Source organism: Microbacterium sp. P5_E9, from assembly GCF_054049175.1.
Genome location: NZ_JBFUMV010000006.1, coordinates 13,713 through 29,035, shown reverse-complemented (window position 1 = coordinate 29,035; position 15,323 = coordinate 13,713). Strand labels below are relative to the sequence as shown.

Here is a 15,323-nt window from a genome sequence, read left to right as displayed (position 1 = left end):
CGCCGCGACTGGCGAAAGGCTCTCAGCCTCGTCGACTGAGAGCCTTTCAGCCCGTTACTGCTTGTCCAGGCCCTTCGGGGAATGGCCCTTCGGCGCCGGGATCTTGGCGGCCGCCGGGCCGCCCTTCATCGCCTTGTTGCCTGCGGCCGCCTTGTTGCCGGCGGCGGCCTTGTTGCCGGCGGCGGCCTTGTTGTTTGGCATGTGAGTTCCTCTCGGGTCGAAGACGCCGGACCACGTCGTCCGACACGCAGAGGCTATCCGGGAACCACCGGCCGTTGCTAGAGGTCGAGCGGCGGGCGCATGGCATTCGCGCCAGCAACTAGCCGGTCAGTCAGATGCTTTCGTCTGCCCACCAGTCGTGGGCAGTTGAGCGGTTCGCCGGGGCATCCGAGTCGAATCGTTCAACAATGGCGACGGGGTGCAGTCGACGCGTTCGGCGATCGAGCTCGCCCACGGCGTCAGGATTGTAGGCCTGGTGCGGGCGGTGGGGCGCGGCGGTTGCATACAGCTGGCTGGCTGGTCCGATCAGGAAGTCGGCGAAGGTCGTCGAGCCGTCGTCGGCGATCACCGGAATGGTGACAAGGTCGGAGCGCTGCGTCTCGGCGAGAGATAGGGCGTACCGCAGCATTGCGTGGCAGACGTCATCCGCCACCAGGACGGCGTCGCCCGTGTAGTGCAGCATCCGCATCACTCAATGATCGCGATCGGCGTGCCCGTCGTCAGCGGGCTTGTGTCGTGTGGGCCTCGGGCCTACCCTGTCGCGGCGACCAACGACCGTTCGACGATGGGTTCATGAACTTCCGCGCCAGTATTCAATCCGGTTCGTGTCGGGGGTGAATCCGTGGCGGACGCCATAGAGCACCGCCTCGACCCGGCTGGTGGCGCCGATCTTGCGGTAAACGGAGCGGATGTAGGACTTGACGGTGTTCGGGCTCAGGTATGTCAGACGCGCCACGTCTGCGTTGCTCATCCCTTGTGTTATCAGCGCGAGGATCTCCGATTCGCGATCCGTGATGCCCTCCCGTCTGCCCGGCCAGTCCAGCCCGGCAGCGCTCGTGGCGCGACCACGCTGATCGCTGATCACGTTCTGGCCCGAACTGACCGCCTCGATCGCCGCGACCAGTTCGGCCGCGGGAAGGGTCTTGGACAGGTAACCGTGCACGCCCAGTCGTCGGGCGGCGTCGATGAGCTCCGGTTGCAGGTTCCACGTGTAGACGACGACGTGGCGAGCGCGGGGGTTGGCGATCAGTTCGGCGATCTGGTCCTGATCCGACTCCGGTTGCGCGAAGGAGTCGTATAGGACGACGTCGACGGTGTCAGCCACGGTTGCATTCGCATCGATCTCGACTACCGCGACGCGGTCGCGGTAGTCGTCGAACAGATGCGCCAACCCCTTGAGGACGACCTCATAGTCGTCCACCAACGCCACAGTGACAGGTCGGCGGGAGGAGACGGACATGATTCACCTTTTCACCCTCAGGGGTGTGCCGCTACACCCGTAGGGGTGTTTCAGTCGGTGTATCGCATCTTGCGGTCGGGTACTCCGGATGTCGGGATGCCGCGTCGTTCGTGCGTTCGAACCGATCCCTGTGAGGAGGTTGCGGTGGGCAGATTCATGTATGGAGCAACGACCAATGCGTTCGAGATCGAGGACCGCACCCTTGCTCACATCCGGGTCGTCGTCATGAATAAGCTGCGCCGCTCCGAATCGTTCATGTTCGACCTGACGATGGGCGACGGCAGCGGCAGCCGCAGCTTCTGGATCAACGCCGCCGTCCCTATCCAATTTCAGTTCTTCGGCAGCCGCAGTCCGCGACTCAACCGTGCGTGGATCGAACTGCTGATGACCGCCGCGAACGGCCCGAAGGGCCTTACCATCCTCCCCGAACCCGCAGAGCCCGCGCTCGAAACACCGGGCACCGGGATACCTCACCGTGAATCCGCCCGAGCTGACGGCCGGGTCGAAGACATCCTGAAAGTATGACCACCAACATCAAGCCAGCGACGAGTTAAGCCTGCGGATGATTGGGCCATTCGAGGCCGAGCACGTCAAGCGCGTGCTCGTACTTCTCGCGCAGACCCGCCCGCGTATCTTCATCCAGCTGTGCGGTGCGGCTCGGGTCGGTGTTGTGGGTGATGTCCGCGTACTTGACCGCCCGGGCCGCCGGGTGCGCGGCGATCCGTTCGTAGTATTCGTCGCCGGCCCCCTCTGCGCGGGTGAGCAATTCGACGACCTCGACGACCTCGGGGTGGACGCCGGCGAGCAGAAGCCGGTCGGCCTTCACCGGCGTGTCTTCGATGACATCGTGCAGCCACGCCGCGCAGTGCTCGAGGGTCTGCGTCTTGGCATCGAAGTGCCGACTGACAGCGGCGGGATGCTGGATGTAGTCGACGCCGAGCTTGTCCGGCTGTCCGGTGTGCGCGGCGACTGCGATCGCCTTCGCCCGCGCGACCTGCTCAGCGCGCTCGTCGGCACTGAGATCGCGGACTGACGTGATCTCCGCCCGCGCCAGAAGGTAGTCGGTCACGGTCTTCCAGTCGGGGAACTGATCCGAGTCGAACTGAATCCATTCGCCCTCGAACTCGCTGGCGCCGTTGTTCGGTCGGTCATCCACCAGGAAGTGACCCCGGTTCAGGTTCTTGTGGTGGGACAGGATGAGCCGCTTATGAGCGACCGTGCCGTCGGCAGTGCCGAAATGCAGGTGAACCCACTCGACCTTGTGCTGCCACGCCGAGGGATTCTTCCACGGCGCTGTCGAGAGAATGTAGATGTCGAACTTCTTCGACAGCTCCTCGAACGCCTCGACAGCGCCATCCAGCGGCTTCATCAGCGCGAAGATGCCGGGCACTTCATCGAGCTTGTCCTTGTATTCGATCTGCAGCGCATGTGCGAGTTGGTCGATTCCGCTCTTGAAATCAACGAGCGTGTTGTCCATGTCGACGTACAGGATCTTCTTCGTCTTGGTTTCAGTCATTCTTCTTTTCTCCTCGTCTGCTGCGGATTTCAGAGGTCACGCAGCGCATATCCGTCAAGCACCGACCCGCGCAGCCACGACCACATGATCTCGGCCACGCCGAGCGCTGTCGGCACCACGTCCTGGGGAAGGTAGATCGCCATGAGTCGGCCCTTATCGCTCACGCGACGTGGGCCGCGGAGCGTGCGACGCGGCTTCGCCACGCGCTGCACACGCCGCGCGAAGCACTCTGGACCAGGGATGCCGTTGACCTCGACGATCCATCCCCCGTCCACCCTCATGCACTGCGCCCATCGCGCGGCGTTCTCGCGCCGCAGAAGACCCCACTGGCCTTCGTCGCGGAGCTCTCCGACACGCGCGGCGACTTCGGCGACGTCGCGCACAGCCAGGAGCCCATTCCCGCGGGGGCTCCAGGTCACCGGCACGTGCCGGCGTGTGCGGAGCCACTCCTCGACATCGGCGGCGAACACGATTTCATTCGCGGTGGCGATGATCGGCGCCACCTCAGGCCGTACTTCGGGCGTCCACGTCTCTTGCATCCAGGTCCTCTCTCGGTACACCTGAATGATCTCAGGGACCTCCGACATTCACGCAGGACCGCGCTAAATGCTGGGACAGGACGATCTGCTCGAGCGCGCCGAGCGAACGACCGAGGTCAGGATCCGGACGTCTCCGGCTCCACGGCCTTGCGCTTCACCGGGTTCGAGACCTTTCCTGCAACCGCGGTCGCGCCGCCGGCGATCTTGCTGCCCGCGCCCCTCACCGCAGTGAGAGCCCTCGGCGCGTCCGGGATGCCATCACCGTCCAGGTCGACGCTCCGGAACGGGCTCGTCGCAGCACTCGCACCGCCGGCGATCTTGCTGCCCGCGCCCTTCACCGCAGTGAGAGCCCTCGGCGCGTCCGGGATGCCGTCACCGTCCAGGTCGACGCTCCGAAACGGACGAGTCACCGTACCGGCCGCAGCCCCAACACCTGTCCCGATCGCGTGGGCAGAGCCGCCCGCCACGCGTGCGGTGGAACGCGCCGCCTCCTGCAGAGCGAGCACTGCCCGATTCGGTTCATCGACCTTCCCTGGCTTCTCCTTCATCGCCACGGAGAGATGCGCCGGAAAGTGGGTCGGCGGCTGCGCGAATGCCTCCTGTGCGGCGGCGACGACGTGACGTCCGAACTGGAATTGGGTGACGCCGCCGACGACGGCCCCGACGCCGTACTCGATTGCTCCCTGCTTCTTCGTTCCCAGCCCGGTGCGCACCTGTTCGAGGCGACCGGTCTCCACGCCCCGCACAAGCTCCTGAGCGGCGCCCGCCGGCAGCGAATGCGCAAGCGTCTCAGCCCAGTGCGACCAGTCCTGGCGTCCCGATGCGATGTTCTTTCCGACATCCATCGAACTCGACTGAGATCGCGCGAGGTCCGCAGCCATCGCCGCGATCTGGCCTTGGCTGACGCGTCCGTTCGACAGGCCAAGGACGAGCGCGCGCATCTGAGCCTTGTCGAGGCTCATGCTGTGGATGTCAGCCAGAGCGAGGGCGTACATCGCGGTGAGCTCGAATTGAAGCTTCTGGTCGGCGGCCACGAGAGCGGTCGGCGCACCGGACTTCGCCGCATCCTTCGCCATACCCTTGGCGGCGGCCTTCATGGCGCCGCCACTGGCCGGCTTTGCGGGGTCGTCGACAGCAAGAGCGATCGCGGTCTCGACGGCGATCGCGGCAGCCGCCACGATCGCACCCTCGGCCGAGATGGCGGTGATGTAATGGCGGCTCAGTGAGGCGATGAGCTGCGCGGGCGTGGCTTCGGGCTGGGCGCGACGGACCCACCGGACATACTGGCGAGCGACCGCGGGCCGCCCCTTGACTGCGCGCTCGATCGCCCGATCGGCGGCCTGCTGGGTCAGTTCGGCTTCGACGACGATCGTCGGGATTTCAGTCATGGCTCGGCTCTCCGTGCGTGAATTCGTCGTCTGCGGCGGCCGCGGCATCCGTTTCGTTTCCGTCGTCGCCACGCCGTCGCAGCGCGCGCTCGGTGAGCCTGGTGGAGAACTTGTCCGTCAGCGACTTCGCGCGCGTGAACGTCTCGTTGCTGACGCGCAGGGCGGTATCGACACCGTCGGCACCCGTCTCGAGTGCCTTGTCTTTGGCCTCCGTGGCGGCGACCACCCAGCGCTTCGCCTCCAGGGCCTGCTGACCGCCGTCGATACCGAGCACTCCGTGGAAGTCGACGACGGCACCCGTGACCTGGTTGCTCGAATGCACGACAGCCCGCGAATCCATCGGGTGCAGCAGAACCTTCGTGTTCGCGTTGCGCGCGGCCGCAGCGATGCGCGCGAGCAGATTCTCGGTGCTCCGCGTGATGAGCTGCAGCCGGTTCCGCCGGGCAGCCTGAAGGGCAAGGCGGTGCCGGTCGAGGTCGTCAGGGGAGGTGTCCAGCACGCGGTCGAGTTCGAGCACGGCGATCGCATCTTGCAGCCGGAAGCAGCGGGCAAGAACGGCGAGCCACTCCTGGATCTTGGCCTCAGCTTCCTTGGCCGCCTTGGCGACGTCGCCGATCTGGCTCTTGCGCTCCAGCTTCTCGGCGAGTGCGTCGAGTTGACGGATGGCGTACGCCTGAGTTCTTGCGATCGTCGACGGAGTGGCCTGCACCTTCGACCAGGTCACCTCAGAGACCCGCCCCATGTGATCGCGGACCGTCATGGCCTCCTCGATCATGAGGTGCACGCCGATCATGTCCGCCAGCACCGCGTCCTTCTGGGCGCGCAGCACGTCGTCGAGCTTCTCATCGATCGTCTTGAGGTACTCGGTGATCTCGTCCATGGCCTGCTGCATCGCAACCTGCGCCATGATCCCCGCCGCGCCGGCCAGAATCGCCGGGTTGGCCAGCATCGATCCCAGCGATCCGGAGTCCTTCGCGAACTGGAGCATGCCGACGAACTGGCCGTTGTCTCCGCGCAGCACGCCGGTGCTGAGGCCGGTCGACGAGTTCGTCACCATCGGGTATTTCGCTGCGAGTTTCGCCGAGTCGCTGGAGAGCTGCACCCAGCGACCTGAGTTGGACGCGAGCTCGGAGCCGGCCTGCGCCATTGCGGATCCGGCACGGGCGACAGTTCTGAGTCGCTGCAGACCGAGGTCCTTCGACGGCAGACCTTCGGCAACGAGGAACCGTTCGACAGCCGCCGGATCACCGATCACCGCCAGCCCATCTCCGTCGCTGATCAGCTGAATATCGGTGTTCAACACTGGCTCCTGAACTGTCGGCAGGAGTTACCCGCGCGACGGATGATCGTCCCACTATGGCGCGCGACTACGACACTGCGACCGGGTACCCGCGCACCATTGCGGCGGTTGTCTACCCGGACGCCGTCGCCATGACACTTCGGGGCCCATCGAGCAGCGCGAAATGGCGCCGATCGACGCCCGTTTGTCATGATGCGCGTCTCCGTCAGTCTATTTGCGGCAAATGCGGGACTCCTGACGAGCACAACCAAGCCCGCCCGAGGCTTGCGGCCGTTCATTTGCGGATGCCGAGGCGGAGGTTGTGACAGGTGCAATCAGAGATCATCGACGATCGCCACCCGTCCGTCGCTCACCGCGATGAACGCAGCAGGGTCCCCGAGTCCAAGTTCGAGTGAGTAGATTGCGGGCTGAAAGAGCATCGGCCACACAATCGATTCCACCTCGGGTCCGTCTGGGTCCGACGGGTGTGGTCGCATCTCCCGGTGGTACGGCAGCGCCGGAAGGCTGGACGGCAACCGGATCACGCCGCCCGCAAACTGGATCTCGGTCGCTGCAGTCAGATGCATATGGACGTATGTGTAAGCAGTGGTCTCTGACTTGCTGAAACTGCGGATCGCGTCAGCGGTTGCCACGTAGATGTTGTGGGCTGTTTCCACAGTCACGACATCGCTGCCACGGTCTGCGATCGCCGCCCTTGCGAGACGATGCTCCACTGTGAGGTCGGCGGAAGACCAGAGCGCGAGGGCGCTCGGACGCACACCACCCCTCCCTTGGGAACGAGACAAGTGATACGCGCCGAGCGCGACCGTCACGAGCGTCGCCGGCGCCATTTGAACAGATCCTGCCACGCCGGCACGAATGTGATCGTCGAGAATTGCTCGGTCTTGGCAGGCGATCAGCCGCAACGTTGCAGCGAGTGCCGGATCTTCGGCCCGCTCTGCCACGTGAAGAAGCGCCTTCAGCAGGTCAGCGGATTCGAGCATGGCCGCGCCCAACGGAAGCTCCAAGAGAAGTCCGATGAGTCGCTGCATCCGCGGGGATGAAGGGTCTTCCGCGAGGATTCGCTGCATCGCTTCGACGTCGGAATCGCAAACCGCCAGAACGGCATCGAACTCCTCCCGACCGAGTGCGGCGGCCCGCAAGGCGCTGTCGTCATCGGCGTGCAGCAGTACCTCCGGATCCTCCTCGGCCATAGCCAGGACGGTCCGCTGCGGGAGTGGTCGCCTGCGGTGTGCGTCGATCATCTCCTCGCGCATCCATGGACTTGGGTAGGTGGACAGTATGGCGAGCAGGATGTCGTCGCTGACGTCCCCGATCCGCCCATGGCGATCAACGCGCTCCTCCGAGATGCGCCGTGACCCCTGCCGGGCCAGTCGTTCGAGCATCGCTGGGTCGTGAGACTCCGCCGCGAGGAGGACTCGCTCGTCGACGGTCAACCGAGAGAAGGGCTTCGGCTTCTGAAGCGATTGCGCAGACGTCGCCGCACGCCATTCGGCGCCCGAACCGCGCAGCTCAGGAACCAACTCACACAAAGGGTCACAGTCGTCCAGGTCTGTCCCCGTCGCTCGATCGACGAACGAGTCCACCCGACTCGTGCTGATGTCGAGCGCCTGCGCAAGAGACTTCTTGCTCCAGCCTCGTGCGCTCAAGATCTTCGTGGCGGCCGAGTAGCGGTCGAGGACTGTATCGCCGTCTGCCTCTTTCGCCAATCGCTGGGCGTAGTAGGCCACCCAGCCCAGGCGTCGGGACGACACGTCCCCGATCCACGGCGCGAGGAGTGCTTCCCTGTCGGCGTTCCGACTCACGAGCACCAATCTGTCCCGTGTCTTACGCGGAAGCTCTTGGAGGATGGTCGCGGCGAACTGCTCGACCTCCGTGCGAGCCAGCTCCTGCTTCTGCGCGAAGTCGTTGGTCGCCCACAGCTGACCCTCGAACTCGACGCGCAGTCGGGGGTMTTGATCCGGGGAGTGCCTGGCGAAGTAGTCGTCGTTGGGATCCTCCCCGTTGAATGTCGGCAACCACTCGAATTCGGGGTCTGCGATCGCACGGGCAACGAGCGCCGATGCTCGGGCTGTCAGGTCTGCACCGACGGTGAGGTTGAAGACCTGCCATGCGGCGTGCTGGATGTCACGCTGCTCTTGCTCGGTGCGGTCGCCTGCGAGCTCTGAAACAACTCCGACTCCCTCCCACCCTGCGGAAAATCGTGGATCTGCCGCAATGCGATCGATGAGTGCACGCGTGTTCGCGTCGAAGAGTCGGTCGTGCGCCCAATCAAAGTACGGGGACTCGAAGTCGCCCCCGGCATCCTGCATGGCACTCCACTCCATCTCCTCGGCTTCGGCCTCGCTCATGCGGCTTCCAGCTCGTCCGGGGATTCGAGTTCGGCGAACTTGGCCTGCATGGTCAGGTTGCCCTTGGTGAGCTTCTGGATGGTCAGGGCCGTCGCCTTGTCGTTGGCCAGGCGGAGGTTGTTCTCAGACCCGAGCAGACCTTCCTTGACCTTCTGAAGGCGATCGATGGCGGCGTCGATGTCCTTGATGGCCGTGTCGAACTTGCGCTTGGCAAGGTCGTAGTTCTTGCCGAACGCCGTCTTGAAGTCGTCGAGCTCGGTCTCGAAGGTGGTGATGTCGATGTTCTGCTGCTTGACCTGCTCCAGCTCGGCCTTGACCAGGATCGTGTCCTCGGCCGCGTTGCGCAGCAGTCCGATGATGGGGAGGAAGAACTGCGGGCGGACGACGAACATCTTCGGGTACAGATGCGAGACATCGGTGATGCCGGTATAGAGCGCGGAATCCTCTTCGAGCATCGACACGAGCACCGCATATTCGCAGCCCTTGTCGTTGCGGTCCTTGTCCAGCTTGGCGAAGAAGTCGCTGTTCTTCTTCCTGTTCACTGATTCGTCGGCCTCGTTCTTCATCTCGAACATGATCGAGATGAACTCGACCCCGTCATCGCTGAAGTCGCGGAAGATGTAGTCGCCCTTGCTGCCCCCAGAGGCGTCATTGTCCTTTCTGAACTCCGCGTTCGGGAACGCAAGCGAGCGAACGCGATTGAACTCGAGCTCGCAGTGCTGTTCGAGGGTCTCGCCAAGGAGCTTCACCGAGAGCTTGGCTCTCAGGTCCTTGAGGCGATCGATCATCTCGTCTTTGAGCGCGACCTCCTTGGAGTGTGACTCTTTCAGCGCAGCCGCCTGGACCTTCTGCTCGGCCGACTCCAGAGCCAGTTTGTGCTCGGCCTCGCCCAGCTGCTGCTCCACAGCCGCGACGGCCTTGGTCACGGCGAGCTCCTGGTCAGTCGCGGCGGCCTTGAGCTCTGACGTCAAGCGCTGGATTTCGGCATCCTTGTCCGCAACGGCCTTCTGCGCCTGCTGGGCGACCTTCGCCTCTGCGAGCTCCTGTGCGGTGTCCGCGCTCTCGCGCTCGGCCTTCAGGCGCAGGATTTCGGCGTCCTTCTCCGCAGCAGCCTGCTGCGCCTGCTGAGCAACCTTTGCTTCAGCGAGCGCGATCTCGGTCCGCTTTGCCTTCTCGGCCTCGGCCAGACGCGCGTGAAGGTCCTTCTCGAACTCCACTGTTCGCACCTGCTGCACGATGTCTGCGTACTCCGCCTTATCGATGGTGAATACGGTCCCGCAGTGCGGGCACTTGATCTCGTGCATTTCCTCTACCTCCGTCAGCCCTGAATTCGGTTTATAACAACAGCATAACGGTGTGGTCTGACCACATGCTGAGAGCGTTCTGTATCTCTCGCGCGCCTCATTTGCGCACAATCGCGCAATGTCGGAGGGGTCGGCCATACTGAGAGTGAAGGAAATAACGCAGGAGTGATCGAAAGGAAGGGTGGGAAGGATCACCATTACGCACCTGTCCGCACAGCAGCTCGACCGCGCCGTCGGCGCCATCCTCGCGTCCGCCGCCGGCGACGCGCTTGGCTCGCGGTATGAGTTCGGTCCGTCACTGGCCGACGACGTCACACCGGAGTTCGGAATCGGATGCTTCGGCCACGGCATCGGCGAATGGACCGACGACACCAGCATGGCCATGCCCATCCTCCGCTCACTCGCGGACGGTCACGCCCTCGAAGACAGCCTGACCCTCGACCAAATCGTCGTGAGCTGGCGCGACTGGTCGAGGACTTCGAAGGATGTCGGCAACCAGACCCGCAGCGTGCTGTCGCATCTGGCTGAGCCGACCGCCGCCGCCGCACTTGCCCGCTCCGAGTCGGTGCACCGCATATCCGGGCACAGCACCGGCAACGGATCGCTGATGCGCACCGGTCCGATCGCGCTCGGCTACCTCGACCGCTCCCCCGAAGAACTCGCCTCCGCCGCAGGCCGCATCGCGCGCCTGACGCACTGGGACGACGACAACGCCGACGCGTCCGCGATCTGGTGCCTCGCCATCCGTCACGCGATCCTCTACGGAGAGCTCGACGTGCGGGCCCAGCTCGCGTTCATCGCCGCGCCGCGGCGTGACCGCTGGGCCGCACTGATCGACGAGGCTCTCGAACCCGGGACCCATCCACGGGACTTCTCCCCCGACAATGGCGGGGTGCTGCGGGCATTCCAGGGCGCCCTCTCCGCCATCACCGGAGCTGTGTCGCTGACGGACGCCCTCGAGCGCGCGGTTCGCGGCGGCGGCGACACCGACACGGTGGCCGCCATCGCGGGCTCGCTCGCCGGCGCGGTGCATGGCGGCAGCGCGGTGCGCCTCGCCTGGAAGCGCCGGCTGCACGGCTGGCCCGGCATCGACGCGAACGAGCTGACTCGGCTTGCCGCCCTCGCCGTCCGCCACGGCAGGACCGACCGCGAAGGGTGGCCGCTCGCCGGGCTTGCGACGGTGTATCCGTCCAGCGACTTTCTCTTCCCACATCCGCACGATGAGCGCGTCTGGATCGGATGAATCGCCGCGCTGGATCGCCTGCCCGCGGAGGTGGATGCCGTCGTCTCGCTGTGCCGCGTCGGCACCCATCAGGTGCCCGCCGGGCTCGAGAGCGTGCAGGTATGGCTCATCGACCAGCCCGACCGCAACGACAATCTCGACTTCGTCCTCGCGGAGGCGGCGGATGCTGTGGCCACGCTGCGCGCCGAAGGTCGCAACGTATTCCTGCACTGCGCCGAGGGGCGTTCACGGACCTCATCCGTTGCGGCGCTGTACGGCGCGCGGCATCGCGGGGTCCGGCTCGACAAGGCCTGGGACGACGTGCGCGCGACGCTGCCGAAGTTCGCCCCGCAGGGGTTCCTGCGGGAGGCGGTCGCGCGCGTGGCGGCGGAGGTGACCATTGTCTGATCCATGGGCCTTCACGGAGATCACTCGACGCGAGGATGGCGTGATCGTGGTGCACGCCGAAAGCCGCTGGGTCGAGGCGTACTACGAGGTCGCCGAGGCCGACGCTGCACTGCTGGCAGCGGCGCTGGGCGTTCCGATCGACAGGATCCCCGACGGCTGGCGCGACCTCGACGCCGGCGACGGTCCGTCGGCCACGATCGCCTGGCTCAATGATCACGGCATCCCGTTCCACACGGCGTTCGTGTGGATGGACATGGACGACTGATCACCTCCGCGAAGAATCCCCGCCATCGACAGGAAGCTGCACGAATGCCCACGATCACCGACCTCTCCCGCGGAGACGCCTGCCCCGACTGCCGCACACCCGATCCGTGGCGCGTGGAATACGGCATGCCGGCCGGCTCGCCGCCTCCGGGAGTGATCGCTGCCGGCTGCGTCATCGAACCCGGTGCCACGGCGTGGCGCTGCCGGGCGTGCGCTCTCGCGTGGGGCCTGTCCGAGGTGAACGGGCGGATGATGACCTCACTGGTCCGGCTCGCTGACGCAACGGCGACGTCGCCGATCATCGTCCACGCGCCGCACGGCGGAACGCGCGTGCCCCCGCGGCATCGCGCGCCCTTCGCGATCACTGACGACGAACTGAAGTCCGAGATCGTCGCCCTCACCGATCGCGGCACCGACAAAGTCGCCGCGGCCGTCATCGGCACCAGCCGCGTCATCAACCGGCTCTCGCGGTTCGTCGTCGACGTCGAGCGCTTCGACGACGAGTCCGAGGAGATGAACGAGGTCGGCATGGGCATGCTCTACACGCATGACACGAAGCGGCAGCCGATCCGCGACCTGGCCGCGACCGACACGACCGAACTCAGGCGCTTCTACGAAGACTACGGTTGGGCGATCGAACGGCTGACCTCGACCGCACTCGCGCACCACGATCGCGCTGTCATCATCGACATCCACTCGTTCCCTCGCGATCCCCTCCCCTATGAACTCCATGCCGACCTGCGCCGCCCTCAGCTGTGCGTCGGGTTCGACCCGTTCCACGCAAACCAGGAACTGACGGATGCCGTCGCTACCGCGTTCGATGGGTGGGAGATCGTCGAGAACGAACCGTTCCAAGGCGCCTACGTGCCGCGGCGGTTCTACCGCACCGAGCCGCGAGTACATGCGGTGATGCTCGAAGTGCGCCGGGACATGTACATGACCGGCGGATCGGTCCGGCGCGCCGGTCTGGACGACATCGCGAAGCGCGTGAGGACGCTCGTGGAACTCGTAGCGTGACTGCCGACGCGACTTCTGCCAGGATCGGCGCGTGACGTCGATGACAGACCCAGATGCGAGTGACCTCTTCGAGGAATGGGAGGGCCACATCGACAGCTGGGCGTCGTTCCAGTACGAAGTGAACAACCTCACCTCGACCTACCACGATCAGCACTTCGTCTGGCGCGGACAGTCGGATGCGCGCTGGGGTTTGCGCAGCTCTCTTTATCGGGTGCTCACAGAGCAGCGCGGCGCACCTCCGACGGAAGACCAGCTCGTCGCCGCAGAGCGGAAGCTTCTCAATCTCGCCCGGATACAGTGGCGCCTCGACGGGATCCCGGCCCTGCAGCTGTTTGCGCAGATGCAGCATGTCGGTGTGCCGACGCGACTGCTCGACGTCACCTTCAACCCCCTCATCGCCGCGTGGTTCGCAGTCGCGCGAGATCAAAAGACCGATGAGCTGCCCGCTCGATTGCTGGTCTTCACCGACAGCAACAACCCGCTCCAGCTCCACACCGGCTGGAACACGAACACGCCGCGTTGGCACCGTCTGCCAGACGACAAGGCGCGACGATCAGTCGATTGGGGCACCGGCCTGGGCCGCAAGATCTGGCGACCGCCGGCGCTGCACAACCGGATCCCCGCGCAGAATGCCGCGTTCATTCTCGACGGCGCACCGATCGACGCGCTGGATGCCGGCAGCGATCGTCGTGACGGCCGATCGAAGTGGGCGGCATCCGAACTGCGGCGCTTCGCATCGGTGCCGATGCGGCTCACGCACGTCGGCGAGGATCGACTGCCCAAGAAGGCGCCGGTCTTCACATTTCGGATCACGCCCGAGGCGAAGGCGGAGATTCGCGATCAGCTCGAGAACCGATTCGGATACGGGTTCTCGAGTGTTTACGCAGACATCGAGGGGTTGTCAGACTTCGTCAGGCGCTGGCCGGAATCGATCGTCTGAGGTTGAGGAATCGAGCATCGCAATGACGGAGTACTCACTGGGCAGGCAGACGAGCGTGCACTCGATCCGGTGCACGGAGCAGACGTGGATCGGCGCGAAAGCGCGCGCTGATCGCGAAGGTGTCACAACGAACTTTGCGATCACCGAGATCCTCGAGGGCTACGCCCTCGAGCGGATCGATCTGCCGTCGGTGTCGCGCCCCACGAGCAGTTCGTCGGATGCCGCAACCTCCACCCACTCGATTCGGTCGAGCGACGATGTCTGGGAACGTGCGAAAGTTCGCGCCATCGCCGACCGAACGAACATGAACCGTGTCATCGAGGCGATCATGCTCGGCTACGCGAACGACCTGATGGATCTGCCGACCGTCGAGAAGACCTGGACGGCGACCCGCTCCGCGAAGCTCACTGGCTGACAGGCCCGGGCGGCTGAGTCCCCCCTAACTTGCCCATGACCTGGGAGAACCCGAGAAGTTCCCAGCTTGCGGTTAGGCGGTCCGATAGTATGGTCAGACCACACAACTTTACGCCTGCTGTTGAGTCTGACCGGTCGCGACTGCACCCAGACTCAGCCGCACTGTGAGTGACCACTCCGCTCTTGCCAGTCGGCCAGCGGCATGATCAGGACGCCCTCGCGAGTCAGCACTACGCAACGGGACGCCGCGTGAAGGTCAACGGTAGAAAGTAGTTGAAGAACAATGGTTGTGTTCTTGGCACTCCTCCTGATCGCGACTGCGGTCACCGGCATCGTATGGATGCGACGTCGACGAAACCGTGCGCGCATCGAAGCGATGTCGCCCGCCGAACGCGAAGCCCACGACGAGGCTATTGCGCACGCAGAGCGCCTGAAGACGGCAGCGAAGGGACTGACCGCTGCGGAGAAGGAGCACGCTTCGCACGTCAAGTCCGCGGAGAAGGAACTGGCGCACGGGCGATCCGCCTACGACAAGGCCGTTAGGCGGGCCCGTCGCGAAGTCGCTGCTGCGGAACAGATCGGATCCCGAAAGATCGGTTCGTACGCTGCGAAGGACGGCAAGGTTTCCGCGACGGAGTTCGCGATTACCGTTCCGCAGGGTACTTTCCGGCTGGATCCCAGTGTCACGGCGACCGTGGACACCGCGGGGAACTTCGCTACAAGCAGCCGGACCACGGCGACGCGCGTCGCCGCAGGCGCGGTTCTGTTCGGCCCGGTCGGCGCGATCGTCGGCGCGTCCGCCAAGAAGCGCAAGATGCATGACATGCGCGAGCTCTACCTGTTCATCCAGGGTGCCGAGTTTGCAACGATGCTGACCTGTGACCCGGATGACGGGGCGAACGTGCGTAAGTTCGCGACGGCAGTAAACCATGCGGCGCAGCATCGCGACACACTCCTCGAACAGCGAACCACTGCGATCGCGGCAGCAAAGGAGCATCTTGATATGCAGATTGCCGCCACGGAAGTGGTCGAGGAGCTCGTACAGCAGCTTGAAAGGACCCAGTCGGACGCTTCCGGAATCGAGGCGGCGCGGATTGTCCTAGCCCTCGAGTCCGAGCCCGCCATGGAACTCATYCAAGTTCCGAGCACCTAGGCGATTGTGTGATCGCGGCCGCGAACCCTGCCGCAGACTGAACTGCGG

17 protein-coding genes are annotated in these 15,323 nt (G+C 65.0%); 8 read left to right on the top strand and 9 right to left on the bottom strand.

Annotated features, from left to right (window positions below):
- Window positions 1–54 precede the first annotated feature (54 nt).
- From ACXJ3V_RS10150 to ACXJ3V_RS10140, 3 genes are all read right to left on the bottom strand, one after another.
- A complete protein-coding gene (locus ACXJ3V_RS10150) occupies window positions 55–201 on the bottom strand; it encodes a hypothetical protein (RefSeq protein ID WP_457100178.1) in 147 nt (48 codons plus the stop codon).
- 130 nt (window positions 202–331) lie between these two features.
- A complete protein-coding gene (locus ACXJ3V_RS10145; RefSeq protein ID WP_457100177.1) occupies window positions 332–682 on the bottom strand; it encodes a hypothetical protein in 351 nt (116 codons plus the stop codon).
- A gap of 108 nt (window positions 683–790) precedes the next feature.
- Window positions 791–1,459 carry a response regulator transcription factor gene (locus ACXJ3V_RS10140; protein WP_457100176.1) on the bottom strand — a complete coding sequence of 223 codons (669 nt, stop codon included), beginning with the start codon at window positions 1,457–1,459 and terminating at the stop codon, window positions 791–793.
- Between the two features lie 144 nt (window positions 1,460–1,603).
- On the opposite strand from ACXJ3V_RS10140, the gene ACXJ3V_RS10135 reads away from it, so the two are divergent.
- Window positions 1,604–1,984, top strand: a complete 381-nt coding sequence (locus ACXJ3V_RS10135) for a DUF7882 family protein (protein ID WP_457100175.1) — start codon at window positions 1,604–1,606, stop codon at window positions 1,982–1,984.
- A 25-nt stretch (window positions 1,985–2,009) separates the two neighbouring features.
- On the opposite strand, the gene ACXJ3V_RS10130 is transcribed toward ACXJ3V_RS10135, so the two are convergent.
- The 6 genes from ACXJ3V_RS10130 to ACXJ3V_RS10105 all read right to left on the bottom strand — a co-directional run bounded on the left by ACXJ3V_RS10130 (window position 2,010) and on the right by ACXJ3V_RS10105 (window position 9,995).
- Window positions 2,010–2,975, bottom strand: a complete 966-nt coding sequence (locus tag ACXJ3V_RS10130; protein WP_457100174.1) for a 5' nucleotidase, NT5C type — start codon at window positions 2,973–2,975, stop codon at window positions 2,010–2,012.
- Window positions 2,976–3,004: 29 nt separating this feature from the next.
- The gene (locus tag ACXJ3V_RS10125; protein ID WP_457100173.1) at window positions 3,005–3,514 is read right to left on the bottom strand and encodes a hypothetical protein; all 510 of its coding nucleotides are present in this window, start codon (window positions 3,512–3,514) and stop codon (window positions 3,005–3,007) included.
- A gap of 116 nt (window positions 3,515–3,630) precedes the next feature.
- Complete coding sequence (locus tag ACXJ3V_RS10120; RefSeq protein WP_457100172.1) at window positions 3,631–4,902, bottom strand: FG-GAP repeat domain-containing protein; 1,272 nt, start codon at window positions 4,900–4,902, stop codon at window positions 3,631–3,633.
- Window positions 4,895–6,202 (bottom strand): hypothetical protein, encoded by a 1,308-nt coding sequence (locus ACXJ3V_RS10115; RefSeq protein WP_457100171.1) that lies wholly within the window; start codon window positions 6,200–6,202, stop codon window positions 4,895–4,897. The genes ACXJ3V_RS10120 and ACXJ3V_RS10115 overlap by 8 nt, the downstream gene beginning before the upstream one ends.
- Window positions 6,203–6,516: 314 nt before the next feature.
- On the bottom strand, window positions 6,517–8,553 hold the full coding sequence (locus tag ACXJ3V_RS10110) for a hypothetical protein (protein ID WP_457100170.1): 2,037 nt from the start codon (window positions 8,551–8,553) through the stop codon (window positions 6,517–6,519).
- Window positions 8,550–9,995: a DUF2130 domain-containing protein gene (locus ACXJ3V_RS10105; RefSeq protein ID WP_457100169.1), complete on the bottom strand. Its 1,446-nt coding sequence runs from the start codon at window positions 9,993–9,995 to the stop codon at window positions 8,550–8,552. The genes ACXJ3V_RS10110 and ACXJ3V_RS10105 overlap by 4 nt, the downstream gene beginning before the upstream one ends.
- A gap of 43 nt (window positions 9,996–10,038) precedes the next feature.
- Between ACXJ3V_RS10105 and ACXJ3V_RS10100 the strand changes: the two genes are divergently transcribed.
- The 7 genes from ACXJ3V_RS10100 to ACXJ3V_RS10070 all read left to right on the top strand — a co-directional run bounded on the left by ACXJ3V_RS10100 (window position 10,039) and on the right by ACXJ3V_RS10070 (window position 15,275).
- On the top strand, window positions 10,039–11,100 hold the full coding sequence (locus ACXJ3V_RS10100) for an ADP-ribosylglycohydrolase family protein (protein WP_457100168.1): 1,062 nt from the start codon (window positions 10,039–10,041) through the stop codon (window positions 11,098–11,100).
- A gap of 30 nt (window positions 11,101–11,130) precedes the next feature.
- Window positions 11,131–11,487, top strand: coding sequence for a protein-tyrosine phosphatase family protein (locus ACXJ3V_RS10095; protein WP_457100167.1), 357 nt, complete (start codon window positions 11,131–11,133; stop codon window positions 11,485–11,487).
- The gene (locus tag ACXJ3V_RS10090) at window positions 11,480–11,752 is read left to right on the top strand and encodes a hypothetical protein (protein ID WP_457100166.1); all 273 of its coding nucleotides are present in this window, start codon (window positions 11,480–11,482) and stop codon (window positions 11,750–11,752) included. Before ACXJ3V_RS10095 ends, ACXJ3V_RS10090 begins: the two co-directional genes overlap by 8 nt.
- 44 nt (window positions 11,753–11,796) lie before the next feature.
- Complete coding sequence (locus tag ACXJ3V_RS10085; RefSeq protein ID WP_457100165.1) at window positions 11,797–12,768, top strand: N-formylglutamate amidohydrolase; 972 nt, start codon at window positions 11,797–11,799, stop codon at window positions 12,766–12,768.
- A 40-nt stretch (window positions 12,769–12,808) separates the two neighbouring features.
- The gene (locus ACXJ3V_RS10080) at window positions 12,809–13,708 is read left to right on the top strand and encodes an FRG domain-containing protein (RefSeq protein ID WP_457100320.1); all 900 of its coding nucleotides are present in this window, start codon (window positions 12,809–12,811) and stop codon (window positions 13,706–13,708) included.
- 22 nt (window positions 13,709–13,730) lie between these two features.
- On the top strand, window positions 13,731–14,123 hold the full coding sequence (locus ACXJ3V_RS10075) for a hypothetical protein (protein WP_457100164.1): 393 nt from the start codon (window positions 13,731–13,733) through the stop codon (window positions 14,121–14,123).
- Between the two features lie 294 nt (window positions 14,124–14,417).
- A complete protein-coding gene (locus ACXJ3V_RS10070) occupies window positions 14,418–15,275 on the top strand; it encodes a hypothetical protein (RefSeq protein WP_457100163.1) in 858 nt (285 codons plus the stop codon).
- Window positions 15,276–15,323: the final 48 nt, after the last annotated feature.